21 protein-coding genes and 1 tRNA gene are annotated in these 24,544 nt (G+C 38.5%); 11 read left to right on the plus strand and 11 right to left on the minus strand.

All coding sequences use genetic code 11. The features are described from left to right. Nucleotides 1–410: 410 nt before the first annotated feature. Complete coding sequence (locus tag AOB57_RS12680) at nucleotides 411–1,133, plus strand: ATPase domain-containing protein (RefSeq protein ID WP_054297934.1); 723 nt, start codon at nucleotides 411–413, stop codon at nucleotides 1,131–1,133. Beyond that, entirely contained in the window at nucleotides 1,123–1,998 is an 876-nt protein-coding gene (locus tag AOB57_RS12685; RefSeq protein WP_054297933.1) for a response regulator, read from the plus strand. The genes AOB57_RS12680 and AOB57_RS12685 overlap by 11 nt, the downstream gene beginning before the upstream one ends. 12 nt (nucleotides 1,999–2,010) lie before the next feature. Here AOB57_RS12685 and AOB57_RS12690 read toward each other — a convergent pair whose 3' ends face one another. The 3 genes from AOB57_RS12690 to AOB57_RS12700 all read right to left on the minus strand — a co-directional run bounded on the left by AOB57_RS12690 (nucleotide 2,011) and on the right by AOB57_RS12700 (nucleotide 6,073). Then, nucleotides 2,011–2,721, minus strand: coding sequence for an RAD55 family ATPase (locus AOB57_RS12690; RefSeq protein ID WP_054297932.1), 711 nt, complete (start codon nucleotides 2,719–2,721; stop codon nucleotides 2,011–2,013). 324 nt (nucleotides 2,722–3,045) lie between these two features. Next, nucleotides 3,046–3,963 carry an IS5 family transposase gene (locus tag AOB57_RS12695; RefSeq protein ID WP_167829624.1) on the minus strand — a complete coding sequence of 306 codons (918 nt, stop codon included), beginning with the start codon at nucleotides 3,961–3,963 and terminating at the stop codon, nucleotides 3,046–3,048. 301 nt (nucleotides 3,964–4,264) lie between these two features. Beyond that, entirely contained in the window at nucleotides 4,265–6,073 is a 1,809-nt protein-coding gene (locus AOB57_RS12700; RefSeq protein ID WP_054300030.1) for a site-2 protease family protein, read from the minus strand. A 540-nt stretch (nucleotides 6,074–6,613) separates the two neighbouring features. Between AOB57_RS12700 and cutA the strand changes: the two genes are divergently transcribed. The 5 genes from cutA to AOB57_RS12725 all read left to right on the plus strand — a co-directional run bounded on the left by cutA (nucleotide 6,614) and on the right by AOB57_RS12725 (nucleotide 10,463). Further along, nucleotides 6,614–6,931, plus strand: a complete 318-nt coding sequence (gene cutA, locus AOB57_RS12705; protein WP_054300031.1) for a divalent-cation tolerance protein CutA — start codon at nucleotides 6,614–6,616, stop codon at nucleotides 6,929–6,931. A gap of 342 nt (nucleotides 6,932–7,273) precedes the next feature. Next, a tRNA-Leu gene (locus AOB57_RS12710) sits at nucleotides 7,274–7,356 on the plus strand. 334 nt (nucleotides 7,357–7,690) lie between these two features. After that, nucleotides 7,691–8,578: a substrate-binding domain-containing protein gene (locus AOB57_RS12715; RefSeq protein WP_054300032.1), complete on the plus strand. Its 888-nt coding sequence runs from the start codon at nucleotides 7,691–7,693 to the stop codon at nucleotides 8,576–8,578. A gap of 107 nt (nucleotides 8,579–8,685) precedes the next feature. Continuing rightward, nucleotides 8,686–9,375: an ABC transporter permease gene (locus AOB57_RS12720; RefSeq protein ID WP_054300033.1), complete on the plus strand. Its 690-nt coding sequence runs from the start codon at nucleotides 8,686–8,688 to the stop codon at nucleotides 9,373–9,375. A gap of 26 nt (nucleotides 9,376–9,401) precedes the next feature. After that, entirely contained in the window at nucleotides 9,402–10,463 is a 1,062-nt protein-coding gene (locus AOB57_RS12725; RefSeq protein WP_054300034.1) for an ABC transporter ATP-binding protein, read from the plus strand. Nucleotides 10,464–10,918: 455 nt separating this feature from the next. On the opposite strand, the gene AOB57_RS12730 is transcribed toward AOB57_RS12725, so the two are convergent. After that, nucleotides 10,919–12,919 (minus strand): histidine kinase dimerization/phosphoacceptor domain -containing protein, encoded by a 2,001-nt coding sequence (locus AOB57_RS12730; protein WP_054300057.1) that lies wholly within the window; start codon nucleotides 12,917–12,919, stop codon nucleotides 10,919–10,921. Nucleotides 12,920–13,546: 627 nt separating this feature from the next. Between AOB57_RS12730 and AOB57_RS12735 the strand changes: the two genes are divergently transcribed. Next, the gene (locus AOB57_RS12735; protein ID WP_054300035.1) at nucleotides 13,547–13,759 is read left to right on the plus strand and encodes a hypothetical protein; all 213 of its coding nucleotides are present in this window, start codon (nucleotides 13,547–13,549) and stop codon (nucleotides 13,757–13,759) included. Between the two features lie 389 nt (nucleotides 13,760–14,148). On the opposite strand, the gene AOB57_RS12740 is transcribed toward AOB57_RS12735, so the two are convergent. From AOB57_RS12740 to AOB57_RS12770, 7 genes are all read right to left on the minus strand, one after another. Next, nucleotides 14,149–14,604 (minus strand): hypothetical protein, encoded by a 456-nt coding sequence (locus AOB57_RS12740; protein WP_054300036.1) that lies wholly within the window; start codon nucleotides 14,602–14,604, stop codon nucleotides 14,149–14,151. A 717-nt stretch (nucleotides 14,605–15,321) separates the two neighbouring features. Next, the gene (locus AOB57_RS12745; protein ID WP_167829625.1) at nucleotides 15,322–16,032 is read right to left on the minus strand and encodes an endonuclease III domain-containing protein; all 711 of its coding nucleotides are present in this window, start codon (nucleotides 16,030–16,032) and stop codon (nucleotides 15,322–15,324) included. Between the two features lie 119 nt (nucleotides 16,033–16,151). Beyond that, entirely contained in the window at nucleotides 16,152–17,522 is a 1,371-nt protein-coding gene (locus AOB57_RS12750) for an ABC transporter permease (protein ID WP_054300037.1), read from the minus strand. Between the two features lie 34 nt (nucleotides 17,523–17,556). Next, nucleotides 17,557–18,951 (minus strand): COG1361 S-layer family protein, encoded by a 1,395-nt coding sequence (locus AOB57_RS12755; protein WP_054300038.1) that lies wholly within the window; start codon nucleotides 18,949–18,951, stop codon nucleotides 17,557–17,559. A gap of 246 nt (nucleotides 18,952–19,197) precedes the next feature. After that, nucleotides 19,198–19,926, minus strand: coding sequence for an ABC transporter ATP-binding protein (locus tag AOB57_RS12760; protein WP_054300039.1), 729 nt, complete (start codon nucleotides 19,924–19,926; stop codon nucleotides 19,198–19,200). 252 nt (nucleotides 19,927–20,178) lie between these two features. Further along, nucleotides 20,179–20,385, minus strand: coding sequence for a helix-turn-helix transcriptional regulator (locus AOB57_RS12765; RefSeq protein ID WP_048168366.1), 207 nt, complete (start codon nucleotides 20,383–20,385; stop codon nucleotides 20,179–20,181). Nucleotides 20,386–20,401: 16 nt separating this feature from the next. Continuing rightward, nucleotides 20,402–20,797: a hypothetical protein gene (locus AOB57_RS12770; protein ID WP_054300040.1), complete on the minus strand. Its 396-nt coding sequence runs from the start codon at nucleotides 20,795–20,797 to the stop codon at nucleotides 20,402–20,404. 434 nt (nucleotides 20,798–21,231) lie between these two features. Between AOB57_RS12770 and AOB57_RS12775 the strand changes: the two genes are divergently transcribed. The 3 genes from AOB57_RS12775 (at nucleotide 21,232) to AOB57_RS12785 (ending at nucleotide 24,249) form a co-directional block, all read left to right on the plus strand. After that, nucleotides 21,232–21,876 (plus strand): MJ0548 connectase family domain-containing protein, encoded by a 645-nt coding sequence (locus tag AOB57_RS12775; RefSeq protein ID WP_226999508.1) that lies wholly within the window; start codon nucleotides 21,232–21,234, stop codon nucleotides 21,874–21,876. A gap of 162 nt (nucleotides 21,877–22,038) precedes the next feature. Continuing rightward, the gene (locus tag AOB57_RS12780) at nucleotides 22,039–22,563 is read left to right on the plus strand and encodes an NADH-quinone oxidoreductase subunit B family protein (protein WP_226999708.1); all 525 of its coding nucleotides are present in this window, start codon (nucleotides 22,039–22,041) and stop codon (nucleotides 22,561–22,563) included. A 582-nt stretch (nucleotides 22,564–23,145) separates the two neighbouring features. Continuing rightward, complete coding sequence (locus tag AOB57_RS12785; protein WP_054300042.1) at nucleotides 23,146–24,249, plus strand: type I restriction endonuclease; 1,104 nt, start codon at nucleotides 23,146–23,148, stop codon at nucleotides 24,247–24,249. Nucleotides 24,250–24,544 lie beyond the last annotated feature (295 nt).

Consider the following 24,544-nt stretch of genomic DNA (forward strand, 5'->3'; position numbering starts at 1 on the left):
ATATTAAACTTTTCTCTCAAAATTAAGACGGCAGGAATATTGGGGCAAATAGAAATCTGACAGAAGAAAATTGGGGCTAAAAAAGAGCAGAAAAAGGACAAAAGGGTACAATAAAAGAGATAAAAGGATGAAGAAAAAATCCCAGAACTTGTAAGGCAAAATTCAGAATAATTAAGTTAAAAAAGCGCTAATTGGGAAAAGATCAGCCTGAAATCTTGGTATAAAATGCCCAACTGGATAAGGATAACCAGTGAGAGAATAAAAATATATAGTAAGTGTAACAAAATTAAGAGTACACAGTAAGAAAAAGAGTGGAACTGGTAATATCGATGCAAGCTAATGATTTAATATAATTTCATAGTGCAGGAAGCGATAAAGATAGGATACAGAAAGTACGAGGGTCTATAAAAATGGATAGGGTTTCAACAGGGATAGAGGAGCTTGACAGGAAGCTAAGTGGGGGTTATCCTGTAAACAAAGTAACCCTTATAACAGGCATAGCAGGGAGTGGGAAAACAATCTTCGGAATCCACTTTATTTATAAAAACTGTCTTGAAGGCAGAAAATGCATGGTAATTGCTACCGAAGAAACCCCTGAGGATGTTCTCTACCAGGCAAGTCTTTTAGGGCGCGACCTTACCCCGTACTATGAGAGCGGACAGCTTATTATAGAAAATATCTTCGAGAACCGTTCCGAAATGATAGGACAGACCAGGTATGGGTTCAAGCCTGAAAGTCTGGATATTGAAATTCCCAATCTTGTAGAATTAATACACGAAGGAACGGAATGTCTTGTTATAGACAATATAGGCACCTTTGCTCTCAGGGTGTCCATAAAAAGGCTCAGGGACCAGTTTGATGCGCTGAATTACCTGGTAAGGAAAAAAGGCTGTACTGCGCTTTTAATCATGGATGAGTCAGCACACAACATAACCCACCAGCTTGCTGAATATTCGGTTTACGGGTCTATTCGCCTGCTGGTAAGAGAAAATTGTTACCTTGGAAAAATGGAGCGCTACCTGAGTATACCCAAGATGCGCAGCACTCCTGTTTCTCCTGAGATGTCTGTTTTTGAAATCACATCCGAAGGGATAAAGATTCGTGAGTCCGGGGGAGGAAACCTTGTGGAATAAAAAAAGCAAACCGAAAATTCTTATTGTAGATGACATGCCTGAAAACCTAGAGCTTATTGAAGCTTATCTTTCAGTAGAACCCTATGATGTCATTACTGCCAGTAGCGGGAAAGAAGCTATTCAGAAATTAGAGGAAGAGGAACTTGATATGATTCTCCTGGACGTCATGATGCCCGAGATGAGCGGTTATGATGTCTGTAAAATCGTCAAAGGCTATCCTAAAACTCAATTTATCCCGGTTTTGATGCTTACTGCGCTTTCCCAGATTGAAGATAGGATCAAAGGAATTGAAGCCGGAGCTGATGATTTTCTTACAAAACCCATAAACAGGCTTGAGCTCAAAACCAGAGTAAAATCTCTACTCAGGGTAAAATACCTCCATGATACGCTGGTGGCTGAACGCGACATCCTTGAGATAAAAAACCGGGTACAGGGTATCCTGACCGCAGTCATTCCTACTCTGCTCCAGGTTGTCTCAAATGACGAAAAGAAGATCATAATTAACCAGATGACAGGCATGGTCGAGAATACCCTGCTTGAAATGTACCATCTTGAAAACAGGAAGATGGATTTCGCTTACGCAGGCGAGGTTTGCGCCGAGATTATGAACCAGCTGGGTGGAAACTTCTGTTCTGAAATGGGTGAAAAAGATAGCTTGTGCATAGTAAAGGGAACAAAATGCCCCTGGAAGGGGGAAGAAGCCCGAAGAAACCCTATTCTATGCACTTTGACCAGGAAAATATTCTCAATCATAACTTTGAAAGTAGACCCTGATTTCCATCTTGAAGCACTTAAGACTATAGGGAACAGGAATGATTGCTGTGAATTCCTTATAAGAGGAAGACAAAGCTCTGTTTTTAGTTAAGCCTGTAAAAGTTCATCTCATGCCTGTGATTATTTGTACTCCTTCAGAGGTAATATCAAATAGGGAATATTTGACAGGCACGGCTTTATCCCTCATCTTTTCAATGTAAAGATATTTTTTTGTTTTTCCAGATTTAAAATTCTCCTGTGAAGTTAACCGTATCAGCCCGAAGACCATATAGCCGGTAAGCCTGTGGGTAAGATCGTAAGAGTCCTCATCCATTATAAAAAGGGTCGTGCATCCATTTTTTAGAAGAATAATACTGATTGAACTGAACTCATCGGCAAACTCTCTTATATCTTGATTTATAGCCATTACCCCTATATTGTCAATAACCACGACATCAACTTCCGAAGATATGGAACTGAGGTACTCGATTATATCGGTGTCTACAGCACAGAGCCCTTTCCCGAATTTGGAAGCGCTCTTGATTTTATTCATTTTGTCCTCAAAGATATTCCTGATAGTAAGCCCCCCACTCTCCAGAAAAGGCTTGAGATCAAGGTTGAGGCTTCGGGACTGGTTGAGGATATCTTCTGTAAGTTCCCTTGTAAGGATCAATGTGCATTTCTTGCCTTCCTTGCAGTTCCTGTGAAGGAAGTGAATCCCAAGAATAGTCTTCCCCGAACCCGGAGGACCTGTAACCAGAATACTTTTTCCTTTAGGATAGCCTCCATCTATCAGTATATCCAGCCCCTCTATCCCTGTAGATAAACTTTCCATATAATCACATCTCAGTAGCAGATAATTTTCATAGTTATTATAACATGTCTTAAGTGATATAATCTTTACCAAGTAATTAATTAAGTCCTAAAATAGAATTATAATAAATGACCAAAACTTCTTGACCAATCTCAGGAAGGTTAACCACGGAAAGCATAGAAAACACGGAACAAAAGAAGTAAGAGGTACAGTTAATCTGTGCTTTCCGTATCTTTCGTGATTAAGTAAATGCAAATATTTACGTCATGAACTATAAATAAGCTCCAGTACTGAGAGCTAAACAACATTAAATAAAAGAGTAATATGAACTTTAAATCTCTGACTTTAAATAAAAGAGTGATATAATGGCTCTGTAGAAATCCTTAATTTAATCCATAATAATTGTATTACTTTTTTGTTTATATTATAGACTATTAGTTTAACTTTTACTTCTTTTACTTGATTTCTAACCTTTCTTGCTCTTAATGTTTCTCCAAATTTTCTTTTTACAACAGATATTATTGTCTCTACTATATTCCTTCTATTGTATTTGATCTTATCAAAGTCTTTGTTTAATTGTTTTCTATATTTTCCGTTTATTCTCTTTCTTTTTCTTTCTCTCAAAGGTACTATTGAATCTGCTTTTATCTCTTCTCTTATTAGAGTATGAATTTCTTCGGAATCATATCCTTTATCCATCACATAACATTGAGACTTTCTTGACTTGTTTGATTGTCTTATCAGAGTCTTTGCATGCTTGACATCATGATCTGTTTTTTGGCTAATTTTCCATCCTAATATTACTTTTTTAATAGTGTCTACTGATATTGAAGTTTTAAGGAAGCTCCTTCGGAGCTTCCCTGTTCTCTTAGAATAATAATGACTTGCATAAGAACTCGTAAATCCTGTTGCATCAATTGCCGTAATGAGAACTTTTTCTCCATGTGAGTAAAATAGTTTTAGAGTTTTTGACAAAATTAGGTTAAACAATGAAGAGGGAATTCTGGACACAAACTTTTGAAGAGTAGTGTAATGAGGAACCTTATCAAGGTCAAGTTTTTCCTTTATATTGTTCATGAGGTCAACAAGTTCTACAAAGTCACGGTAGTCTGTACTTATATACTCCTTCAATAAAACAAGAACAAGAAGCTGATGTTGAGTATAAACACGTTTGGAATATTTGCAGGAGTAAAGGTTCAGTCTGGAAGACTGAACCGTTTTAAGACTGAGATCAATAAATTTAATATACTTATTTGATGACAATAGCAATTGCTCCTTTGTTTTTTGTGTGGACAAAAAAATTAAGGAGCATTTTTACAATTTTATTTTTATAATTTTTGGGTAAAAACAGAATTTAGAGGATTTCTACAGAGCCGATATAATCTTTAAATTTCTGCTTTGAAGAATAAATTTTCTTAGGATTAAAACGGAGAATTAAAGATTTAAAAATGGAAAGGAAAGAAATTAAGGAGAATCGGCTTGAATAAAGCACAGATAAAGTAGTAAACCCGAAGACTTATGATTTTTTTAAAGGTAAGGGATCAATCTGAAATTTTGAGGCCAATCAGACCCATTGCCCGATGAAAGGTCCCAATATCATGAAGATAAACGAGAACAGGATCAACATCGAAAAGCTTGCTGTGATCGAGTTCGAGACCTTTTCCGAGACCGAATTGTTCCTTGTAAGCCGGTATACAAAAGAATAAATATAATCCTTAAACACATGGCCTCCGTCCAGAGGCACGGCAGGCAAACAGTTGAACAGCCCAACATAAAAGTTCAGCCAGCCAACCCAGAGCAGGGTATTTGCAATCCAGAAAATTCCTATTCCCAGAGGCTCTGCCCAGCCCACTGGCTGATAAAACTGCATTATTGTACCTGAGAAGCCACGGAATCCCTCACCTGCAAATCCATAAATAGGAAGTCCGAAGAGAATAATCCAGCCTGCAGGTACGGCTAGCAGGGATGGAATTTGCTTAAGGGCATCAAGATATACTTTTGCCTGCGGCATCCATACAGAAATCCCCAGCATAGGGAATGCAACAACTCCGCTATTTCCATAGATAATTCCAAGGAAACCGCGATCATTCTCAGAACTGGAAGACAGCTTCACATCGAAAACTACAGTGCCATTTTCTGTAAGGTTGCCTGTATAATCTTCAGGGGGAAGTAACTCTACTTCTACGGTCTGGTTTGCCCGTGTGGTTCCCATAAAGTTTACGAAAGTTGCAATGTTCTGCATTTCTGTATTGTTGATCCTGATCATTGTCATTCCGGTTTCAATCCCTGCTTCTGCTGCAGGACTTCCCGAAACTACCCCACCCACGAGCACTCCACCAACGTAGTCCGAAGGGACTGGAGCAATCTGTAAATCGTGTGTGGAAACAGTATCATTTTTCTCGGCATAGATGCGGACGGTGTCCCCAGGGCTCGTTGTCTCGAGATAGGTTTGCAGATCTATGGCTGTTGTGATATCTGTATCATTAATTTGTGTTATTATCATACCTTCCTCAAGCCCTGCAAGGTCAGCCGGCGAACTTTCGTTTACGGTTAGAACCATGGCATCACTTAAGGGAGCAATTGCTCCCAGTACAGGCCCGAAGAAAAGCAATAAAGCTATAAAGGCGACGCTGAAATTGGCCATAACGCCTGATGCAAGAATCCGGGCTCTCTGAGTCCTTGTGGCGCCTACTACAGGGCCGGAACCTGACTTTTCATGCTTCAATTCCTCAGGCCCTGATCCCTCAGTTTCTTGCCTTACTTTCCTTCCCTTTTCCCATTCCTCGATTTCTTCGATCGTGGCTGTGAGAGGAGGTTCCTCTTCTGTATTCTCCTTTGGCCCGAAAAGCTGTTCATCATCAGGCTCAGCAAAACCTCCTATAGGAACCAGAGCATACAGGATGCCCATTGATTTGACTCTGATGCCTTCAACCCTGCAGAGGATTGCATGCGAAAATTCGTGCACGACAAGCGTGACTATGAGTGCAATAACTCCCCAGGTAAAAGGGATAAACTCGTTTACGCCCGGAATAAGCAGGATATTTCTTGGAGCATTGTATTTTCCCGGTTCCGGTACATTTCCGTTAAGGAATGAAGTATACAGCGCAAGGTCCGAGAGAGCTATGACCAGGAACATTGCAATCATGCCTGCAAACATCAGCAGTATCCCGAGATTCGCAAAACTCCTCCAGTAAAGCTTCGGGCGGGCCAGTATATCCAGAAGTTTAAGCCCCCTGGTTGTCCTTATCATGAGGATGGGAAGCGGCCCGAATGTGCTTATGTTATATTTCTCCAGAATCCCCTTTCTATCGAGAACGGAAATGAGGAACCAGTACAATAAAAAAATACCTAGTACAATGCTTGTGCCACTCAAGGAAATTCTCCGGAACTATTAAGCTAACCGATTGTGAATTGAGCTTAATCAGTTATGAATTACGCTAGCCTGTTATAAATCAGACTGGCTTAAAGTGAATTTTTAATAAGGCTGTAAATATATAGCTGTTGAGAGCATATATACATAAAATTTAATACCGTTGATATATAACTCTGCGTATGGCATTCTATGCCAATTAGTTCATCATATTGAGAGTTTTAGTACTCAATATGATATAAAAATGTTATAGTATGCCCTACTATTTTAAATCAATATATACTGCCACCCTTTTTCAAGAAGACTCATATCCTGAAAAAGGTACATAATAATACACCATAATTATATAAAAACATATATGGAAATTATGTGACTACGTATGGAAGATATAATATCCAGATCATGTTTAGCATGTTAAATCCATAGCCACGGCATATCCTGGGATAATTAATTTCCATGGAGATGCGATAGATACTAGTCACATAGGAGTAATGTCCCTTGTATCAATTGTGACAATATCAGGTTTACGTGAGGTGTCTGCCCATGCTTGGAATTGTATATATTACTGCCGGAAATATGGAGAATGCGTCGCAGATTGCAAGAGAGCTTGTCTCAAGGAGGCTTGCAGCCTGCGTAAATATGTTTCCAGTATCTTCGGTTTACCGATGGAAGGAAAAGCTTGAAGAAGACAACGAGATTGCCATGTTCGTAAAAACCGATTCTTCACGTTTTGAAGAGATCACAAGGCTTGTAAGGTCGCTACACACATATGAGCTACCTGCAATTGAATTCTGGGGAATTGAAGGAGAACAGGAGTATCTTGATTGGGTCCATGTTAATAGCTCAGGAGAAGGAACCTGAGAAATAGGCAATACTAAACATCAAAAATATAAGGTTAGAAAAGCTGGGCTAGAAAAAGAGATTCAAATCAATAGTATCTCAATATTCTTAATTTTAAATTAATTTTAAGTTAATTTTAAGTTAATCCAAAATTAATTTAAAAATAGTTTTAAATTAATTTTAAGCTTTTCAAATAGTTTACTTACAGGATTAGCTTTATATGCTAGTTCTATCGTTACCTTATTGGATTCCTGAAAAAGCGGAGTAATATAGCGGTTAACGGAAGTAGACTTAAGATATAATCAGGAAAACCATATAAATATAGACCAAGAAACCATAATATAGAAAATAACTCAGCAACAAGCGGGAGTAACCAAGCGGTCAACGGTGAACGACTCAAGATCGTTTCGCGCAGGCGTTCAGGGGTTCGAATCCCTTCTCCCGCACTAAAATATAAATTTTTTTATAAACATCATCTCTATTTTGCAATTTGTTATTTATCTAGCCCGTTTCAAAACTATCTCCAATCCGTCTGAGTTAATGCTAAAGCACTAGGTTATTCTCTTAATGAAATATAGAAATAAAGAGTTAATTATATTTAGTTAACAGTTCCCAAAATTTTAACTTTATCCTTTAAGAATAATCCCTGTTTTTCATATTCACATAATAATTTTTGTAGTAATGCATTACTAGAATTAGCTGAAAGTTCATAATTGATATAGTTAAGTGAACATATCGTACTAAATATCGATAGAATATTTTAATTAATCGGGGAATAAAATGAATCGCAGAATCCTTGTTATTATCGGTATACTGGCTATATTGATTGTGGGCGCCGGTATATATGCATATAGTTCGCCTACACAACCGGACACAAAACGATTGATCGTTTCTACCACAACCAGTTTAGAGGACACCGGGCTTTTAAAAGAGATAGAAACGGCATTTGAAGATAAATATCCTGGAGTAGATGTATCCGTTATATCTGGAGGTACAGGTATAGCCTTACAGTATGGTGAGAGAGGAGACGCTGACGTTCTTCTTACTCATGATAAAAATCGAGAAGAGGAATTTATTGAAAGTGGATTTGGCACAAATCGTACAGAGATAGCATATAATTATTTTTGGATTGTGGGACCTGAAAATGACCCGGCAGGAATAAGAGGTCTTAATGCTACAGAAGCCTTTAGCAAAATAATGGAAGAAGGTCAAAACAATCCTGATAAGGTTAAATTTGCATCGCGTGGAGACGATTCAGGCACACATGCAAGAGAGAAACAAATCTGGGGAAGAACTGGAGTAAGCTATGAGGAAGTTAGTGGCTCGGGTGCATGGTACATTGAAAGTGGTAGAGGTATGGGGGAAACTCTTTTGCTTGCCAGTGAGCAGAATGCTTATACTTTGACTGATTCTGGAACATTTCTTGCATATACAAACGAGGGAAGAATCCGGATTGTACCATTAGTAACAACAGGAGATGAACTGCTTAATGTTTATGCAGCTATGCCTGTAAATCCAGAAAGACATCCGAATATTAATTATGAAGGAGCTCAAAACTTTGTGAACTTCCTTGTTTCTCCGGATGGACAGGAAATAATCCAAAATTTTGGTAGAGAAGAATATGGGCAGCCTCTTTTCATTCCAATATCTCAGGGTTTACCATCATGAAGATGGTTTAAACCACCTTTTTTAGCCAGTGTAACTTAAAAAACTGAGATACTCATATAAACTATAAAATTCCTAAATCTCAGGGCGTACCAGATTCAGGTGGTTTTTTGAATGAAATTATCAGCGCTATTCTACAGGCAGTAGAATTAATAATGGAACGTGATCCAGAATTAATCGGAATAACCAGATTAAGCCTTTATATCTCATTAACCGCAACATTCATAGCTTCTTTAATATCAATTCCTATCGGTGGAATAATTTACTTCTATGAATTTCGAGGAAAACGAACCCTGATAAATCTTATTCAAACCCTTTACAGCGTTCCCACAGTTTTAGTGGGGCTTTTTCTTTTCCTCCTGATATCTAAACAGGGCCCTTTCGGATTTTTAAATCTTCTTTTTACTCCCACTGGAATGATAATAGGGCAGACGCTACTCATACTGCCTATTCTCATCGGATTTACTATCACTGCTCTTGTTGGAGTCAGCATCCAAATAAGAGAATTAGCAATCTCTTTGGGAGCCAGTACTTATCAAACAATAATTACCATCATAAAGGAAGCTCGTTATGCTATAATGAGTGCTGTAATACTTGGGTTTGGAAGGGCTATATCAGAGGTAGGAGTCGCCATACTCATAGGGGGTAATATCAGAGGTTTTACAAGGAATTTTACCACTGCCATATCTCTTGAAACATCCAGAGGTAATCTGGTACTTTCAATAGCTTTGGGATTCATACTTCTCTCCCTGGCTCTACTAATCAATTTAGTATTGAATTATCTGCAGGGTAAAGATTAATTCAATAGAGCTGGTCAGGTGTAAGGATGAACATAGTAGAGTTGGAAGAGGTTTACAAAAACTATGGAGACCTCCAGGTTCTCAAGAATATTAACTTACGAATTAAAAGAGGGACCAGTACTGCGCTTGTTGGTCCAACTGGATCTGGAAAAACTGTTCTTCTCAGATTAATTGATTTACTGGAAAAACCGTCATCTGGAAATATATATTTTGAAGGTACGAACGCTAATGAATCGAATGATGTTCGGCTGGATATAAGAAGGAAAATTGGAATGGTTTTTCAAAAGCCGCTTGCTTTTAAGGCCAGCGTTTATGATAATATCGCTTATGGCTTGAGAGTCAGGGGTAGAAAAGAGAATATGGATAAGAAGATCAAAGAAATCCTTGAGTTGATTGGTCTTCCAGGTTACGAGAATAGAAATGCGCTTAAATTATCAGGTGGTGAGACTCAAAGGCTTGCACTTGCACGGGCGATGATTACAGATCCCAGGTTACTGTTACTTGATGAACCGACTGCAAATCTTGATCCTATATCTAAAAAGAAAATGGAAGAACTAATTCTGAAAATTAACCGTGAATCTGAAACAACCATTATAATGACTACTCATGACCTTTCACAGGGTCAAAAGCTTGCAGATAGAATGATTATACTCTGTAATGGTCAGATCCTGCAATCTGGAACACCCGATAGAATATTTAGAAAACCTAAAAATAGATTTGTGGCTGACTTTGTTGGTATTGAAAATGTAATGAGTGGTCAAATTGAGGATAGTTCAGATGGTCTTGTAAAAATCAAAACAGATTTCATAACAGTATTTGCTTTATCAGAAAAAAAAGGTAAAGTTCATTTTACTATACGACCTGATGAGATAACAGTATCCAGGGAAAAGGTGCAAACAAGTGCCAGAAATACAATTCAAGGTAAAGTTTATCAGATAATTGACACAGGATCACTTATAAAATTGCTAGTAGACACTGGAGAGTTGTTTACTGTGTTTATAACACGCGAATCTCTCAATGAGCTTAATATTTCTGTAGGAATCAATATCTGGTTGTATTTTAAGGCATCTGCTGTACATGTATTTTAATCAAGGATGAAACAGAAAATGGAGCCTTTTGAACTTTAGAATATTAAGCCTGCCAGCTGTATCGAATTCAGGGAATTTTGAAGCAATAAGGTTAATAAAACAGGATAGCAAGATATAAAATAAATTAAAAAGAAATTAATTAGAAACACTGTGAGCTACTGGAAAAGCGTAAAAGGAAGATGAAATGTTAGATCCACTGTATAATAAAAAAGCTTATGTATTATAAGTTCAACCATAACTTTATGGATAAGTTAGCCGAAGCAATCACTTATATCGTAGTTCTGGTTTTTGCATTCTGGTTCGTTAAAATATCTGTCACTTTAATTCCTGAAATGTTAAAGTTTCCATAAACCAGCGTGCAAGTTCAGAACTTTTATTATTCAAGGATGCCGTCTTTCAGGAACATTGCTTCTCAAGAATATTTTTTCAGAATATCGTACTTCTTTAATCTGTTTTCATACTTCACAGGCATTTTCTCTGAATTTTATCCTGAATTCGGTCCCTGCTCCTCTTATAAGCTCAATGCTGCCTTCGATCTGTTCCACGAGGATATTTACAAGTTGAAGCCCGAGAGAAGTGATATGCCTGAAATCGATTTCTTCCGAAAGCCCTATTCCGTTATCCGAGACAATCAGTAAATATTCAGAGGTTTCACGCCTGCCGGTGCCTCTATCTTCACCCTCGATTTTGTCGCTGCCTAACCTGTGCAATTTTATCTGGATTTCTCCTTTTCCTTTGGGAAAAGCATGTTTTAGTGAGTTGGATACAAGTTCGTTAATAATAATCCCGAGAGGAATTCCGGTGTCCATTCCGAGAAAAACACTTTCGAGGTCAAGTTTTAAGTGAATATCCTGATTGCCAACCACGTATGAACTGAAAAGCTCATTTGCAAGTTTCTGGAGGTATGTTTTAAAATCAAAGGTCTCAAAGTTTCCGGTTTCTCCTGTTTTATAGAGCTCTTCATGAATTAGAGACATCGACATAACCCGGTTCTGGCTGTCATGGAAGGACTCCCTTACCTCCCTGTCGCTGAAATGTTCAGCCTGGAGGCTTAATAAGGATGAGATCACCTGCAGGTTGTTCTTGATTCTATGGTGAATTTCTTTTTTCCGGATTTCTTCGGTTTTCAGAAGGGCTTGCTCGGCTTTTTTAAGTTCAGTAATATCAAGCATCACACCTACGATTCCGATTATGTCACCAGATACACTGCTGTAAGTAGCCTTATGGGCAAGAAAATTTCTTTCCTTTCCATTTACGGCGCACGGTATTTTCAGTTCATGAGGTATGCTTTTACCTTCCTCAAGAAGAATCCTGTCATAATAGGTAGAGACTTCGATGGTTTTATCCGAAAACTGCTTCCTGAACTCAAACATTGAATGCCCTATTACCTTTTCTTTTGGAAGGCCAAGCATTTCTCTGGCAAATCTTTCGTTGCATCCCTGGTAGATTCCCTCCAGATTCCTGTAAAAGACCGGGGAGGGGATGGCATCCAGGAAGGTTTCCAGAAAATACACATTATTCTGAAGGGCTTTCTCAACCTGCTTGCGTCCTGCAATCTCCTCGGTAAGCCTCTCGTTTATTCTTATAAGTTCTGAGGTTCTCTGTTTAACCAGTTCCTCAAGCTGTTCCTTGTACTGGCGGAGTTCTTCTTCAGCATGCCTGCGTTCGATTACTTCAGAGATTAGAAAAGCGACCGAGTTGAGGAAATACGTGTCATCCGCAGTAAATCTTTTTGGTCTCCTTGAGTGGGCACTCAATACTCCAAAAGGCTTCTCTATCTTTCCTATAGTGACACTTATCCCGCTGGCTATATCATGCTCTTTCAGAAAAGGTGAAGCGCTAAAACGTTTTTCCTTTTTAAAATCCCTTACAATTACCGCAACTTTCGAGTATATAGTGTACCCTGCCTGGTATTCTTTACTCCCACTGACGATAACCTTTCCTACAAATCCTGGCTTCCAGCCTTCACTTGCCCTGAGCAGAAAATTTCCATCAGGACAAAGTTCCATAATTTTACTGTACTCGACACCAAGAGTTCTTGCAACCAGTTTTACACTTTCGTCCATAAAAGCCTGCAGGCTTTCGCACCTGAGAGCCATCCTTCCTATGTTATGGAGTGCATCACTCTGCCGCTCTTTGATCCGAAGTTTTTCTTTCAGTTTTTTATGGTTGGTTACATCAAATCCGTAAACATTAACCTGATCCTCCCCTTCAAGCGGGTGAAATGAGACAAGATAAACCTTTTTTCTAAACTTCATTTCTGTTTTTTCAGGATTTACTCGGGAAATTACTCTTTTTACGGTATTTTCAATAGATGAGGGGACTTTCTCTCCTATTTTTATGCCCCATTCATGAAGGATGAGCTCTGCTGCCCGATTCGAATAGATAACCCTTCCATCCCTTCCTATCCTCAGTACAGGATAAGGGCTCTGAGAAACAAAATTTTCCACTTCCATTCCTCTATGTTTTCTCTTCAAACTGCTTCCTTTTAAAACCTGCACATTCCGCAGATAAGAATTAAAAATTAGAGCTGTAGGGTTTTAAAACCCTGAGTTCCAGAACCAGATATAATCTTATCACCAATGGAGTAAATTAAACCTGTAATTTTTTTTCTTTGCCCCCTTTCTTTACTCCAAAGACATGTCTCTTGTTTATACTAGCTTTTTATAATATATTATCTTGATTTTTTACTTTATATTGTTTTATTTTCATTTTTATTGGTTATTTTTATTTTTATTGGTTTTGATTCTATTCTTATTGGTTTTGTTTTCATCCATTTTTATTCTACCCTGATTTTACTTTTATCTTGATTTTTGTACCCCCTTAAATCCACACTCTTCAAATATACTCATAGAACATATTCTTATAATACACTCTTCAAATATTTAGTTTTGAGGGAATTAAGTTTAGGAACTGCAGCCAGCTAGCGTTAAGTATATTAATAGTTAAGCGCCCGAAAACTTTTAGACTATATAGGATATTAGGAAAATCTATATATGCCTGCACTACAAATATAGTATGTTGAGGAGAGAAATCGAACCTAAGATTACAAAGGTAAATACATTTAAAAAGAGGTGATAAAAATGGAGAAACTCAGAAATCTGATTATCAAGAACGTGGCAATATTCAATGAAGCGTTCCCGGACAGATTCTGCCACAGCCCCGATGTCATCTCCGCAATCTCGCATGACTATAAGTTCACTTACGGACAGGTTGAAAACGAGATCGAGAAGATGGTCCATGAAGGGATTCTTGATGCAGAACTCTCGGACTGGTACGAAATAAAGCTCGTATAGGAAGCCTGCTGCATTTCGAACCAAAATTTAAGAAGTGGAATCACAAATCAATGCAAGACGACATAAAAGGCTAACTGAAAAATAATTAATGGATTGAATATCCCGGGATTACCGGGTGCATAGCCGCTTGGTTAAGTATTTGCACGCCGATACAGGTGTTCAAATCGGATAAAGAAATATATGAAAATCACGGCGAAAACTCCGGCAGGCGATGAATTCGCTCGAAGTTTCGCAGATAACTAAATTCTTTTTCCCTAAACCTTTTAATTTTGAATAATTTCCAGTAATGGCATAATGACAAGCACTGTCTTCAACCTTTTTCTGAGAGGCATTTTCCACATTTTCTGCAACCTTTTTTCCTTTCCGTTTTCTGAAGCAACAATCATGTCTTAATAACTTTGATCCAGGGATAGTCTTGAACCGAATTTTGGTTCATAACTTTTAAGCGCTGTTACCCAGTTCTCTCCATCCCATTTTTTCCCGTAAATCATTATCATAGCGCGATTTAACAAAAGTTCTTCTCCCGAGTCAATGAAACCGTTTCCATTCTTGAGTCCGTGTTCAAAAGCATATCTAAGGCGCCAAGAATACCACTCTAAAAATCGCAGGTTTGCTTCGAATTTCGATATCTCTAAATTCTTCATAAAGAACTCGATACAGATTTCCTGAAGTTGATCCTGTCTCGGTAGCCAGATATAATTAATAGAATTATTTCCGGGATATAATAAAACCTCAACTTCTTCAAAAACAGGATTGTAAACAAAATCTCCGGATTGGAACATCCATTTCCTCTGAATTTCCTTCGCTAATGAGCACATTTTGATATATTTTTCTGATGTATCCATTTTAACCAACCTCAAAATAAATTATGAGTTATAGGTTAAAAGGAGCACCCGAGCTGTGTGAAAGTATTCACCTGAGATGGTTCTTATAGTGAGCCACGGTTTTGAACCCTTCTCAATAATTTCAATCGCGTTTCTATTCAGGGATGTGCTATAAGCGGGTCAGCGCTAATATCCCGAAACTTTATTGATTATCATTGTGCTGAATTCGGTACATTGGGACAAATTGTCTCATCGAAATATGCTGCAAATCCTGAAACCTGCTCCCAAATAATTTTTCGATATTTATTATATATTCAGATCGTTATTTTTTGCGGTATGTCAGAGAGTTACTCTGGTATCGACTGACGAGCCCTAAAGGGTTAAACTTCATAGTTCGCTCCGGTTTTTTTGTACAAAATCTCAAAAGGAGGCAAAAAACTGGAAATAGTATTTAAGGTAACGACCCAAGAGATAAAGGATCTCTTTTATCCCTTGATGTTCGGTTGCTCTGTCCTGATCAGCATGTTCGCCGTGCGGTAAGGCAGAGTACTATAAGGGGCTCTCGGCATACCACTTCTTGATTCCGCTTAGATACACTAAATTCTTTAAAAAAGCTCAAGAATGGATCATTTGATGTCATTCACTAAAATAAGTAATAAATTACTCATCAAAAGATATACATTTCAGCAAAATATCATTACCCCAATTGCCTTTTTTCTGATAATATCTTTTGGCATGCTAAACAAGCAGAGCATGATATTCCTGGTACACAGCCAGGTCTTGAGGCAAATTTTCTTCAAACAGGGCTTTGATTTCGTTATATTCTGCTTTTTCATCAACAAGACCAAGGTTTGTTACTATTCTTTTTGTGTAGGTATCAACGACAAAGGAAAGCTGTTTAAAGGCATACAGCAGGATAGAATCCGCAGTTTCGGGACCCACGCCTTTTAACGAAAGAAGCTCTTCCCGTGCAGGAACTCGGTCTCCAAGCTCCGAAAACCAGTCTGCAAGGGTTTTCAGGCGCATTGCTTTCTGGTTGTAGTAGCCTGCCGGTCTGATAGCTTCTTTCAGGGCTTCCGGATCAAGGGAAAGAATTGCTTCTGGGCAAAGAGCATTTATCTGTTTAAGGTTGGAGAGAGCTTTTTCAACCTGTATCCAGCTCGTATTCTGGGTTAGCAGGGCTCCGCAGATAATTTCAAACTGCTGGTTCCGGGTTTGAGGATAGGTATAGTCGGCAGGATGGTATCCCTGGACAGAACCGGTTTTTGAGGGGACTGCAAAGCCAGTTTTTTGAAGATCGGTCAAAGGCCACCAGCCCTGGGGGCCGTATAAGGCAAAAAGACAGTCATAGATCTTTCCGATAGCAGGTTCAGAACCTGTTGGTCCTGTTATTTTGCTTATCCTTATATCCGTTCTTCCGATGCCGGAATTTTGAACACGATTTTTCATTTCAGTACTTTTAGGGTAAGGAATTATTTAAAGTCGTCCTTTTCTTCACCTTTTTTTCACCCGTTCCTGTGTTTTTTCATTAACCTGATTCAATCCCTGGAAAAGCTGCTTTTATCGATTTATTCATATCTCAATGCATCCACAGGCTTCAATTCCGAGGCGTTCTTTGCAGGCACTAACCCTGCAATCAAACCCACGAGTATGGAAACAAAGGTTGCAACAAAGGCAGCTTTAAGGCTGAGGGCGAACTCGAAGGGAACATTCATTCTAATTGAGAGGAAGAGAAGGACTGCCTGCACTGCAGCTGTGCCGAGGAGAATGCCTATAATCCCGCCTACAAGGCTGATCATCGCGGAGTTGCAAAGAAAGATCAGCATTATATCCCTGTTTTTTGCCCCTATGGCTTTCATTATCCCGATCTCTTTAGTTTTTTCGAGTACAGATGTAAACATGGTATTGGCAATCCCTGTAGAACCTACAAGAAGAGAAATCCCTGCAATAAATGCCAGGAAAGCTGTAAGCCCGTTAATCAATTTTCTGACGCCTTCTATTGCTTCTCTGTTGGAATTAACATAGAAATCCTGGGTATCCTCATTAACTCTTCTTGAAATTCTTAGTTTATTCTCAATTTCCTGAATCGAGGAGCTATAGTCAGCTCCTTTGTAAAGTTTTAATTCTATTGAGCTGTAGGTTTCCCTCTCAGGAAGATCCTCATCACTGGCAAGAGAATATACATCCTGGTAAGGCATATAAACGCTGCTCCCGAAAAGCCCGGTAAAGCCTCCCAGGAGCCCGCCACTCTCTTCCAGAATTCCGATCACCCGGTATGACTTTCCATTTAACAGGATCATCTGGTTGAGCCTAATTTCCTTCCCAAAGCTCTCCTTTGCAAGCTCGTTTGAAAGAACCACGACGTTCCTATCCCCGGCTTTCAGCATCCTTCCCTGCTCCAGTTCTTTCTTTGAGATTCTGGGCCATACTCCAGGGTCCACACCTTTGACCCAGACCCAGGTACTCTCACCCCCAAATTTCAGTTCCGCATCCTTTTCAACATTAACATTAATATATTCAATAGCCGGAATACTGCGCAGAGCAAACACATCCATTTTTGTGAGCTCAGCTTCTTCTATGGAATCAGATTCGAGATAATCGGACATATCGGTCTCGGTTTCCTTTTTTCCCCTGTCGGTTTCTATATTTATTTCCGAACTTACTCCCGAATACTCTGAACTTTCTTCAGGATCTTCCAGGTTTTCTATTACGAATTCTTCATCGGTTATGTGGAAAGGAGTCGAAGCTACTATTGTGATAGTATCGCCCCCGAAACCCTCCAGAGTCTCAGTCACTTCTTTCTCGAAATACTCCCCTGTAGTGACGATTGCCATTACCGAGGCAATGCCTATTATCACTCCTATAATTGTCAGCCAGCTTCTCAGCTTATTGGCTTTAACCATACTCAGGGCAATTTTTAAAATTTTCCCGGTTTTCATGGAACACAGACTCCATTTTCCGCGTTCTTTCGATTTACCTGTCCGGGTCCTCGGATTTCATTTCATTGAACTCTTTTTCCTGCGCATTCCTCATTTCCATTTTTTTCTGGTGTTTTTTGTAACCCACAACGCATATTGCACAGGCAAGCATAGCGAATCCGGCCTTGTATTTAAATGAGCTTGAACCGCTCTCTTTTGGCACACCAGACTCAACTGACGGGGAAAAAGGTGCGGAGTAAAGGGTTAATTGCTTTTCCTCGACCTGCCTGATCCCATCATTTGAGGTATAGCTGATCTCAAATTTTATAGGCAGGTCTGCCCCTACCTCTTTTGGCTTAAGATTGAAATCGGCAATTGTCATGTCGCCTTTTGGCAGGTTCCCAAGCATTACGGAGTTACTTCCGTCCGTAACAGTCCAGTTTGCCTGCAGGGGAACAGAAATCTTAACTGAGTTTGCCCCGTTGTTCCCTATATTCGAAACCGAAAAAGTGTAAGACCCTGTTGGTCCTCTTTCCATGAACGCAATATCAAACTCAGTTGTGCCTCCGATATAGATTCCAGCCTTGCTTTTTATCTCTTTTCGCTTCTGGTTTTCTACAGTGCCCGCTTCCGTGATAGTCTTGAGTTCTTCAATATCGTCATATGTGAGCACCATATCCAGCTTATACATGCCTGGCTTCGTATTGACGTTCGTCAGGACCTCGAAACTGACATTTGCAGTATCTCCTATGTCAATAAGGTTAATGTGCTTGACATTGCTGGAACCCACAGGCAGGATCACATCACCTGTACATTCCCAGGAAAACATTGCATTTTTCAAAGGAGAGTTCCCCACATTCTTTATGCCGAAGACGAGATTGGTCTTCGTTCCGGGCACCATTTTTTCAACACTGATATATTCGATTTCAGCGTTTGATTCGCTATCAACTTCTATATTGAGTTCTTTAGTAAGAGCAAGCCGGTTTCCGTCTCCTTTCGTATAAGCGTACACTTTCAGGGGATACTTGCCTGCATTGACGCTGTTCTCAAGCCCGAGCTTGAATTTCACGACTTTTCTGCGGTTGTCTTCAGAGCGTTTTCCCAGAGTGCCGATGTTCTGTACAAGTTTCTCGCCGGCAAGAGCTTTGAAAGGATAACTGGGCTTGATTTCCAGCACACAGTCCTCTAGATCCTTATATCCCATGTTCTGGACTGAAAGCCTGACTTCAAGGATATCCCCGGGTTTTACGGGGTCAGGGACCTGGTTGAGCAGGTCGATAGTTAAGCCTTTGTCAAGGCCCACACTTACATAAGAAGTTCTTTTATCCTCAGAGTTGCTGTCATCTTCAAGGTTGCTCTTATCCTCAGATGTGTCTTCTGCCAAGACAGGTTGAGCGAGTGAGAAGAGCAGTAAAAGAAAGCAAACAAAACCTGTAAATTTAAAATCCATCTATATCCCTCAGTTTACCAATTTTATATATCTAAAGAAGTACCGGAAAGGTTTTATCGAGCGCATACTTCGAAATACATTCGAATATTTCTGAGATGATCTGAGTACTATCTGAATACAACATTATGAGTTTGAAAGTCCTGATAATTTTGAAAATTTCTAAATGATCCAGAAAATCTTCTAATAATTTCCCGAGTGTCATCTTAAAGCCTGGAAACGTTGATAGCCTTCCTCTCAGGCTTCAGTCTACTGCTCTTCGAAATGGGTTTCAGGATTAAGCTTTTCTTCGTTTATCCCATCTCTGATAATTTTTCCATCTTTTAGCTCGATGTGCCTGCTTGCGTACTTTGCAAGGTGCAGGTCATGAGTAACCATGACTATTGTTTTGCCTTCTTCTTTCCAGAGCCTGTAAAGCATTGCCAGCAATTCCCTTCCTGTTACACTGTCAAGGGCACCTGTTGGCTCATCTGCGAGGATGATTTCTGGATTGCAGGCAAGAGCCCTTGCGATCGAGACCCTTTGTTGCTGACCGCCTGAAAGTTGAGAAGGTTTATGCTGGATTTTATCTGAAAGCCCTACGAGTGAAAGCAGTTTCTTTGCCCTTTTTTCTGCTATCCGATCATCAATTTCCTGAATTTCAAGTGGCAGAAGTACGTTTTCAAGGGCAGTCATGCCAGGAATCAGGTTGTACTGCTGGAAAACAAATCCTATTGTCCTGCCTCTCAGGGCTGCAAGTTCCGATTCTTCAAGCCAGGCTATGTTCCGGCCTTTCAGAAAGATCTCGCCTTTTGTGGGAATATCCAGGCAGCCCACAAGATTCATCATTGTGGATTTTCCGCTTCCGGAGGGCCCGATTATTGCGGCGAACTCTCCTTTCCTGAATTTCACGCTTACAGCTCTCAGGGCATTGACCTGGACTTCCCCCATCTGATAGGTTTTCCAGACATTCCGAAAGGCAATCAGTGTATTGTCCATATTTCTCTCCTGAAGGCTTACTTATGTAAATATATCTAATTGTTTAAAAGTTTATTTTCTCTATTCTTTAAATCGGAAGAAATATCCGATTAATAAACACAAATATTAAGAAAATATATAATGTCGATAGTAAAAGATAAAAGTTGTTAAGGAAAAAGATAAAAAACATTAAAAAACGGCATATTTCTTTAAAAAAGTGAAGATTTATTAAGAACTAATTAAGATGCTGAGATGAAAAGTGCTTCAGGGAATTCATTCAAGGTCCGAATCTTCAAAGATAAATAATTCATCGATTGTGGTCCCCAGGCACTTTGAGATCTTGTACGCAAGCTTGAGCGAGGGGTTGTATTTTCCTTTTTCAAGGAAGACTATTGTTTCTCTCCGTACTCCTACCATTTTTGCAAGGGCTTCCTGAGTAAGGTCATACCTCGCCCGGAACTCCTTTATCCTTGTTTTCACGGCTTTCCCTCCAGCCTTATTCGATGTCACCCTTCCGCATGAAGTACCACCTGAAAACGTTCGCAGAAATAATCATAAAGAAAAGAAGTATGCCAAGCACGCCGTCTGCAGTCAGTTCAGCCAGCCCGAAGTACTGAACCCAGGAAAGCACCACAATGATAACAAGAGTCAGCAGCCAGGAATAAGTAATTCCATACGCTGCCAGCTTTTTTGTCCTTTCGTCCCTATCAGGAAGGTCTCCACGCCTGAAGAGTCTGAAAACCGTGACAACGAAAATAATCAGTCCAATATTGACTAGAATGATAGGGATCAGCATATCAATATCGAGAACTTCCAATAAGACTACAGATAAGATTCCGGCGGCTATTAGGATTATTCCGAGAATAAGCTTGTACAGGTCTGTCTTTTCCATACTTCCATATCACATTTAATTTCAAAAGTCTTTCTCAGGGGATTGTTGCTTATTTACAACAAATCGTTTGATATTTCAAACATTTAGTTAGATATAGATAACATCTATGAATATTTAAGGTTTCCTATCGAAAGAAATCTCCAGTTAAAAATGATTTTTGGAAATATTTACAATGTCTGTTCCCTGAAGCAAAAGGAGAATGGAAAATCCAGTTTACTTGATACAGTGCTTTACACCTATATACCTAATTTGAGGGATACAATACAGACCTTGAAGCGTGTTTAAATGGTTTAAAGGATGTTAAATAATTCCCAAACATCCTTATTTTAAGCTTTTCTGCAACCTCAATTTATATTTTCTATTCCTTTTTTATATATTGTGTCTATAAGTGTTTTCAAGAATAAGCTCTTTCAAATCCGTAAGATGGTTGTGATTTGTTTTATGAAAACCTGGATGGGTCATTTTATGAAAAACCTGGAGAAATTAATCACATGACCCTAGTTATCGCTTTTATCGGGAAAAACGGTGCAGTAATGACCGGAGACCTGCGGGAAATAACCTTCGAAGGAGATAAGCAGGATCGGGAAAAGCTCGAAAAGGAGCTTTACAGCGGGGCAATAGTCACGGACGACGAACTCGCAGAAAAAGCCAGAAAATTCGGGGTCGGCATAACGGTCACGGACTGCAAAAGCAAAATCTCTGAGAAAAACGGGGTTCTTGTAGGGGAAGTATCATCAATTGAAGGTGGAGTCATCAAAAAAAGGAAACTTTATGCCTCAGCTGGAAATTACGCGATTGCCGAGCTAAGGGACTCCGAATTAACCTTAACCTCACACGCAAAGGGAAGCACCTTAATAGTCCTCGGAAACGAATTCACAAAGCAGATAGCCAATAAATGCTTCAAGGACAACTGGACAAAGAAAAGCACTTTTCAAGATGCTGTAAAAATCCTCATGCTCTGTATGGAAACCGCAGCGAGGAAGACTGCATCTGTGAGCCAGCAGTTCTATTTAATTCAGACAACTTCGAATGTTGATGTTTTGAAAGCTGTGGAAATGGATAAAACACAGAAAGCTTGAAAGTTAGCCTGGCAGAATCGAAAATCTTAGCCCGTGTTTCAAAGTGTACACAAAACGTGCGCCGTCTCTTTTGTTTTCTCTTTTTATCATAATAAGTAATCTGGAGATTTTTCTCAATTTTATAATTAGATTTATATAAAATAAGATAATTATAAAGTAGTAATAACAACTAAAAATAAAATTAAAGAGATGATTATGGGACTATCAAAATCTCCATGGATTATACACGTAAATTGTAATAGTTGTAATGGCTGCGATATTGAAGTATTAGCCTGTCTTACCCCTCTATATGACGCTGAAAGGTTTGGTATTTTAAACATAGGCACCCCCAAGCAGGCGGACATAATGGTGGTTACAGGCGCGGTAAATTACAAAAATGTAAACGTACTTAAAAACATCTACAACCAGATCCCTGATCCAAAAGTTGTTCTGGCAGTCGGAGCCTGTGCATCCACTGGTGGGATTTTCCACGGGTGCTATAACGTAATAGGCGGAGTGGATCAGGTAATACCAGTAGATGTATATGTTCCAGGATGTACTCCAAGACCTGAAGCCATAATTGACGGAATAGTGGCATGCCTCCCAATACTTGAAGAAAAGAAGAAAAAGAATATCAAAGGACAAGAGGTAAAACTCAAAGGAAGCGAAGCGCTATCAACCGATAATTTGGCGAGCACGACAGCCTGAAGCAAACTTGAGTGAATTTAAATAGCTGTTTGGCGAGGCAGATAGCTAGCTAGTAAATGCTTTAAGGACAACTGGGTTAGGAAAACTAGCCTGTCAGAAGTACAGGAAAAAATGAAAAAAATAGAAAATTAGTTTTTCTAAATTTTCTCGCTTTTATTATTTCTACCAAATAATTTTGTTTTCTAATTATTAAGTTTTTGAGTCGGTTTTCTAATTATAAAAATTATTTTAAAATCCTTATTTATGAGTTGACTTTAAAACTCAAAATTAGATCCCTTGATTTCAAATTCTCAATAACCAATCGAGTCTCCGGTCATAAATTTATTCTAAAAATTCTTATTGATGTGAGATATATTTTTGGTTTTATGATGGGATCTATTAGATGAAGACTAATTTTTGGATGAGCTAGTATAGAGCTGAGAATTACTTATTTGTTTCAACATTTGAAAATATTCAAACATCAAAGAGCCAAGGATAATATACAAAATTATGACAAGACATACATAAAACAGTAAATATATCTGTAAAGATGTTATGATACTTTTAGATCTTGTTATTCTTTTATAAAGGAGTAGAAATATAATGGATTTCATAGACCAAATAAAAGTATTGTCCGCAAAGATTCCAAAGCTATCTGAAAGTATAAAAACTGAAGAAGCTACAAAAAATGCTCTTGTAATGCCTCTTTTAAATATATTGGGATACAATGTTTTTGATCCAACTGAAGTTGTTCCCGAATTTACGACCGATTATGGAACAAAAAAAGGAGAGAAGGTTGATTATGCTATTATTCAGGATGGTAAACCAATAATACTGATAGAATGCAAAAATATTGATGCTGACTTAGATAAAGAACATGCTTCTCAACTGTTCAGGTATTTTAGTGTAAGTGAAGCAAAAATTGGAATCCTAACAAATGGAGTCATATATCGTTTTTATACAGATATCGATGCTCCAAATAAAATGGATGATAAACCATTTTTGGAGATTAACTTATTAGACATTAAAGAACCTTTAATAAATGAATTGAAGCGGTTCAAAAAAGAATCCTTTAATATTGATGATTTGGCAAATGTTGCCTGTGAATTGAGATATACAAAGGAAATCAAACAGATACTTGCTAACGAAATTAATTCTCCATCTGAAGAGTTTGTTAAATATTTTACTAAGAAGGTAACCAGCTCTCCTTTTACTCAAAGTGTCCGTGAAAGATTTACTGTTCTTACTAAAAATGCTCTCAATCAGTTTATCAATGACAAGATAAATGAAAGATTAAAATTTGCTATGACTGAGGATTCGCTTTCTCCTAATTCAACAGAACATGTGCAAACCTCAATTTTTAATGAAGGCAAAGAGCAACCATCATCCGATATTTTAGATGCTAAACCAGAGAGAATTGAAACAACTGAAGAAGAGTTAGAAGGGTATTATATAATAAAGGCAATTCTTCGTGAAAGCTTAGATCCAAAAAGAATTGCTCTTAGAGATAAGAAATCTTACTGTGGTGTGTTACTAGATGACAATAACAGAAAACCTATTTGTCGCATGTATTTCAATACTAAGCAAAAATATCTAGGCTTATTCACTGAAAACAAAGATGAAGAAAAAGTTCCCATAGATGATTTGAACTGCATATATGACTATGCAGATACGTTGAAAAATACAGTTAGGAATTACGATAAATAAAAAAAGCAGCAATATAAGGAAAGAATAAACTAATTTTTCAAATAATCTCCTCTTTTAATGTGAATTCTGGAGCAAGAAAGATAAGTTAAAGGAAGCTTCCACTGATTCTAGAAGATACTTATTTCTGAGACAGGATATGCCTGAATGCTTGTATGATGAGAAACAGATATTGATACATGTACTGTCCCTAAATAGCCTTTAGTTATACTTTCATTTATCGAGAAAGTAGGAAACTTAATATAAAAATTAAAATTTTTGATTTCCCGATTAATAATTAATACAACTTATACAATTA

The organism is Methanosarcina flavescens (assembly GCF_001304615.2).
Taxonomy (GTDB): domain Archaea; phylum Halobacteriota; class Methanosarcinia; order Methanosarcinales; family Methanosarcinaceae; genus Methanosarcina; species Methanosarcina flavescens.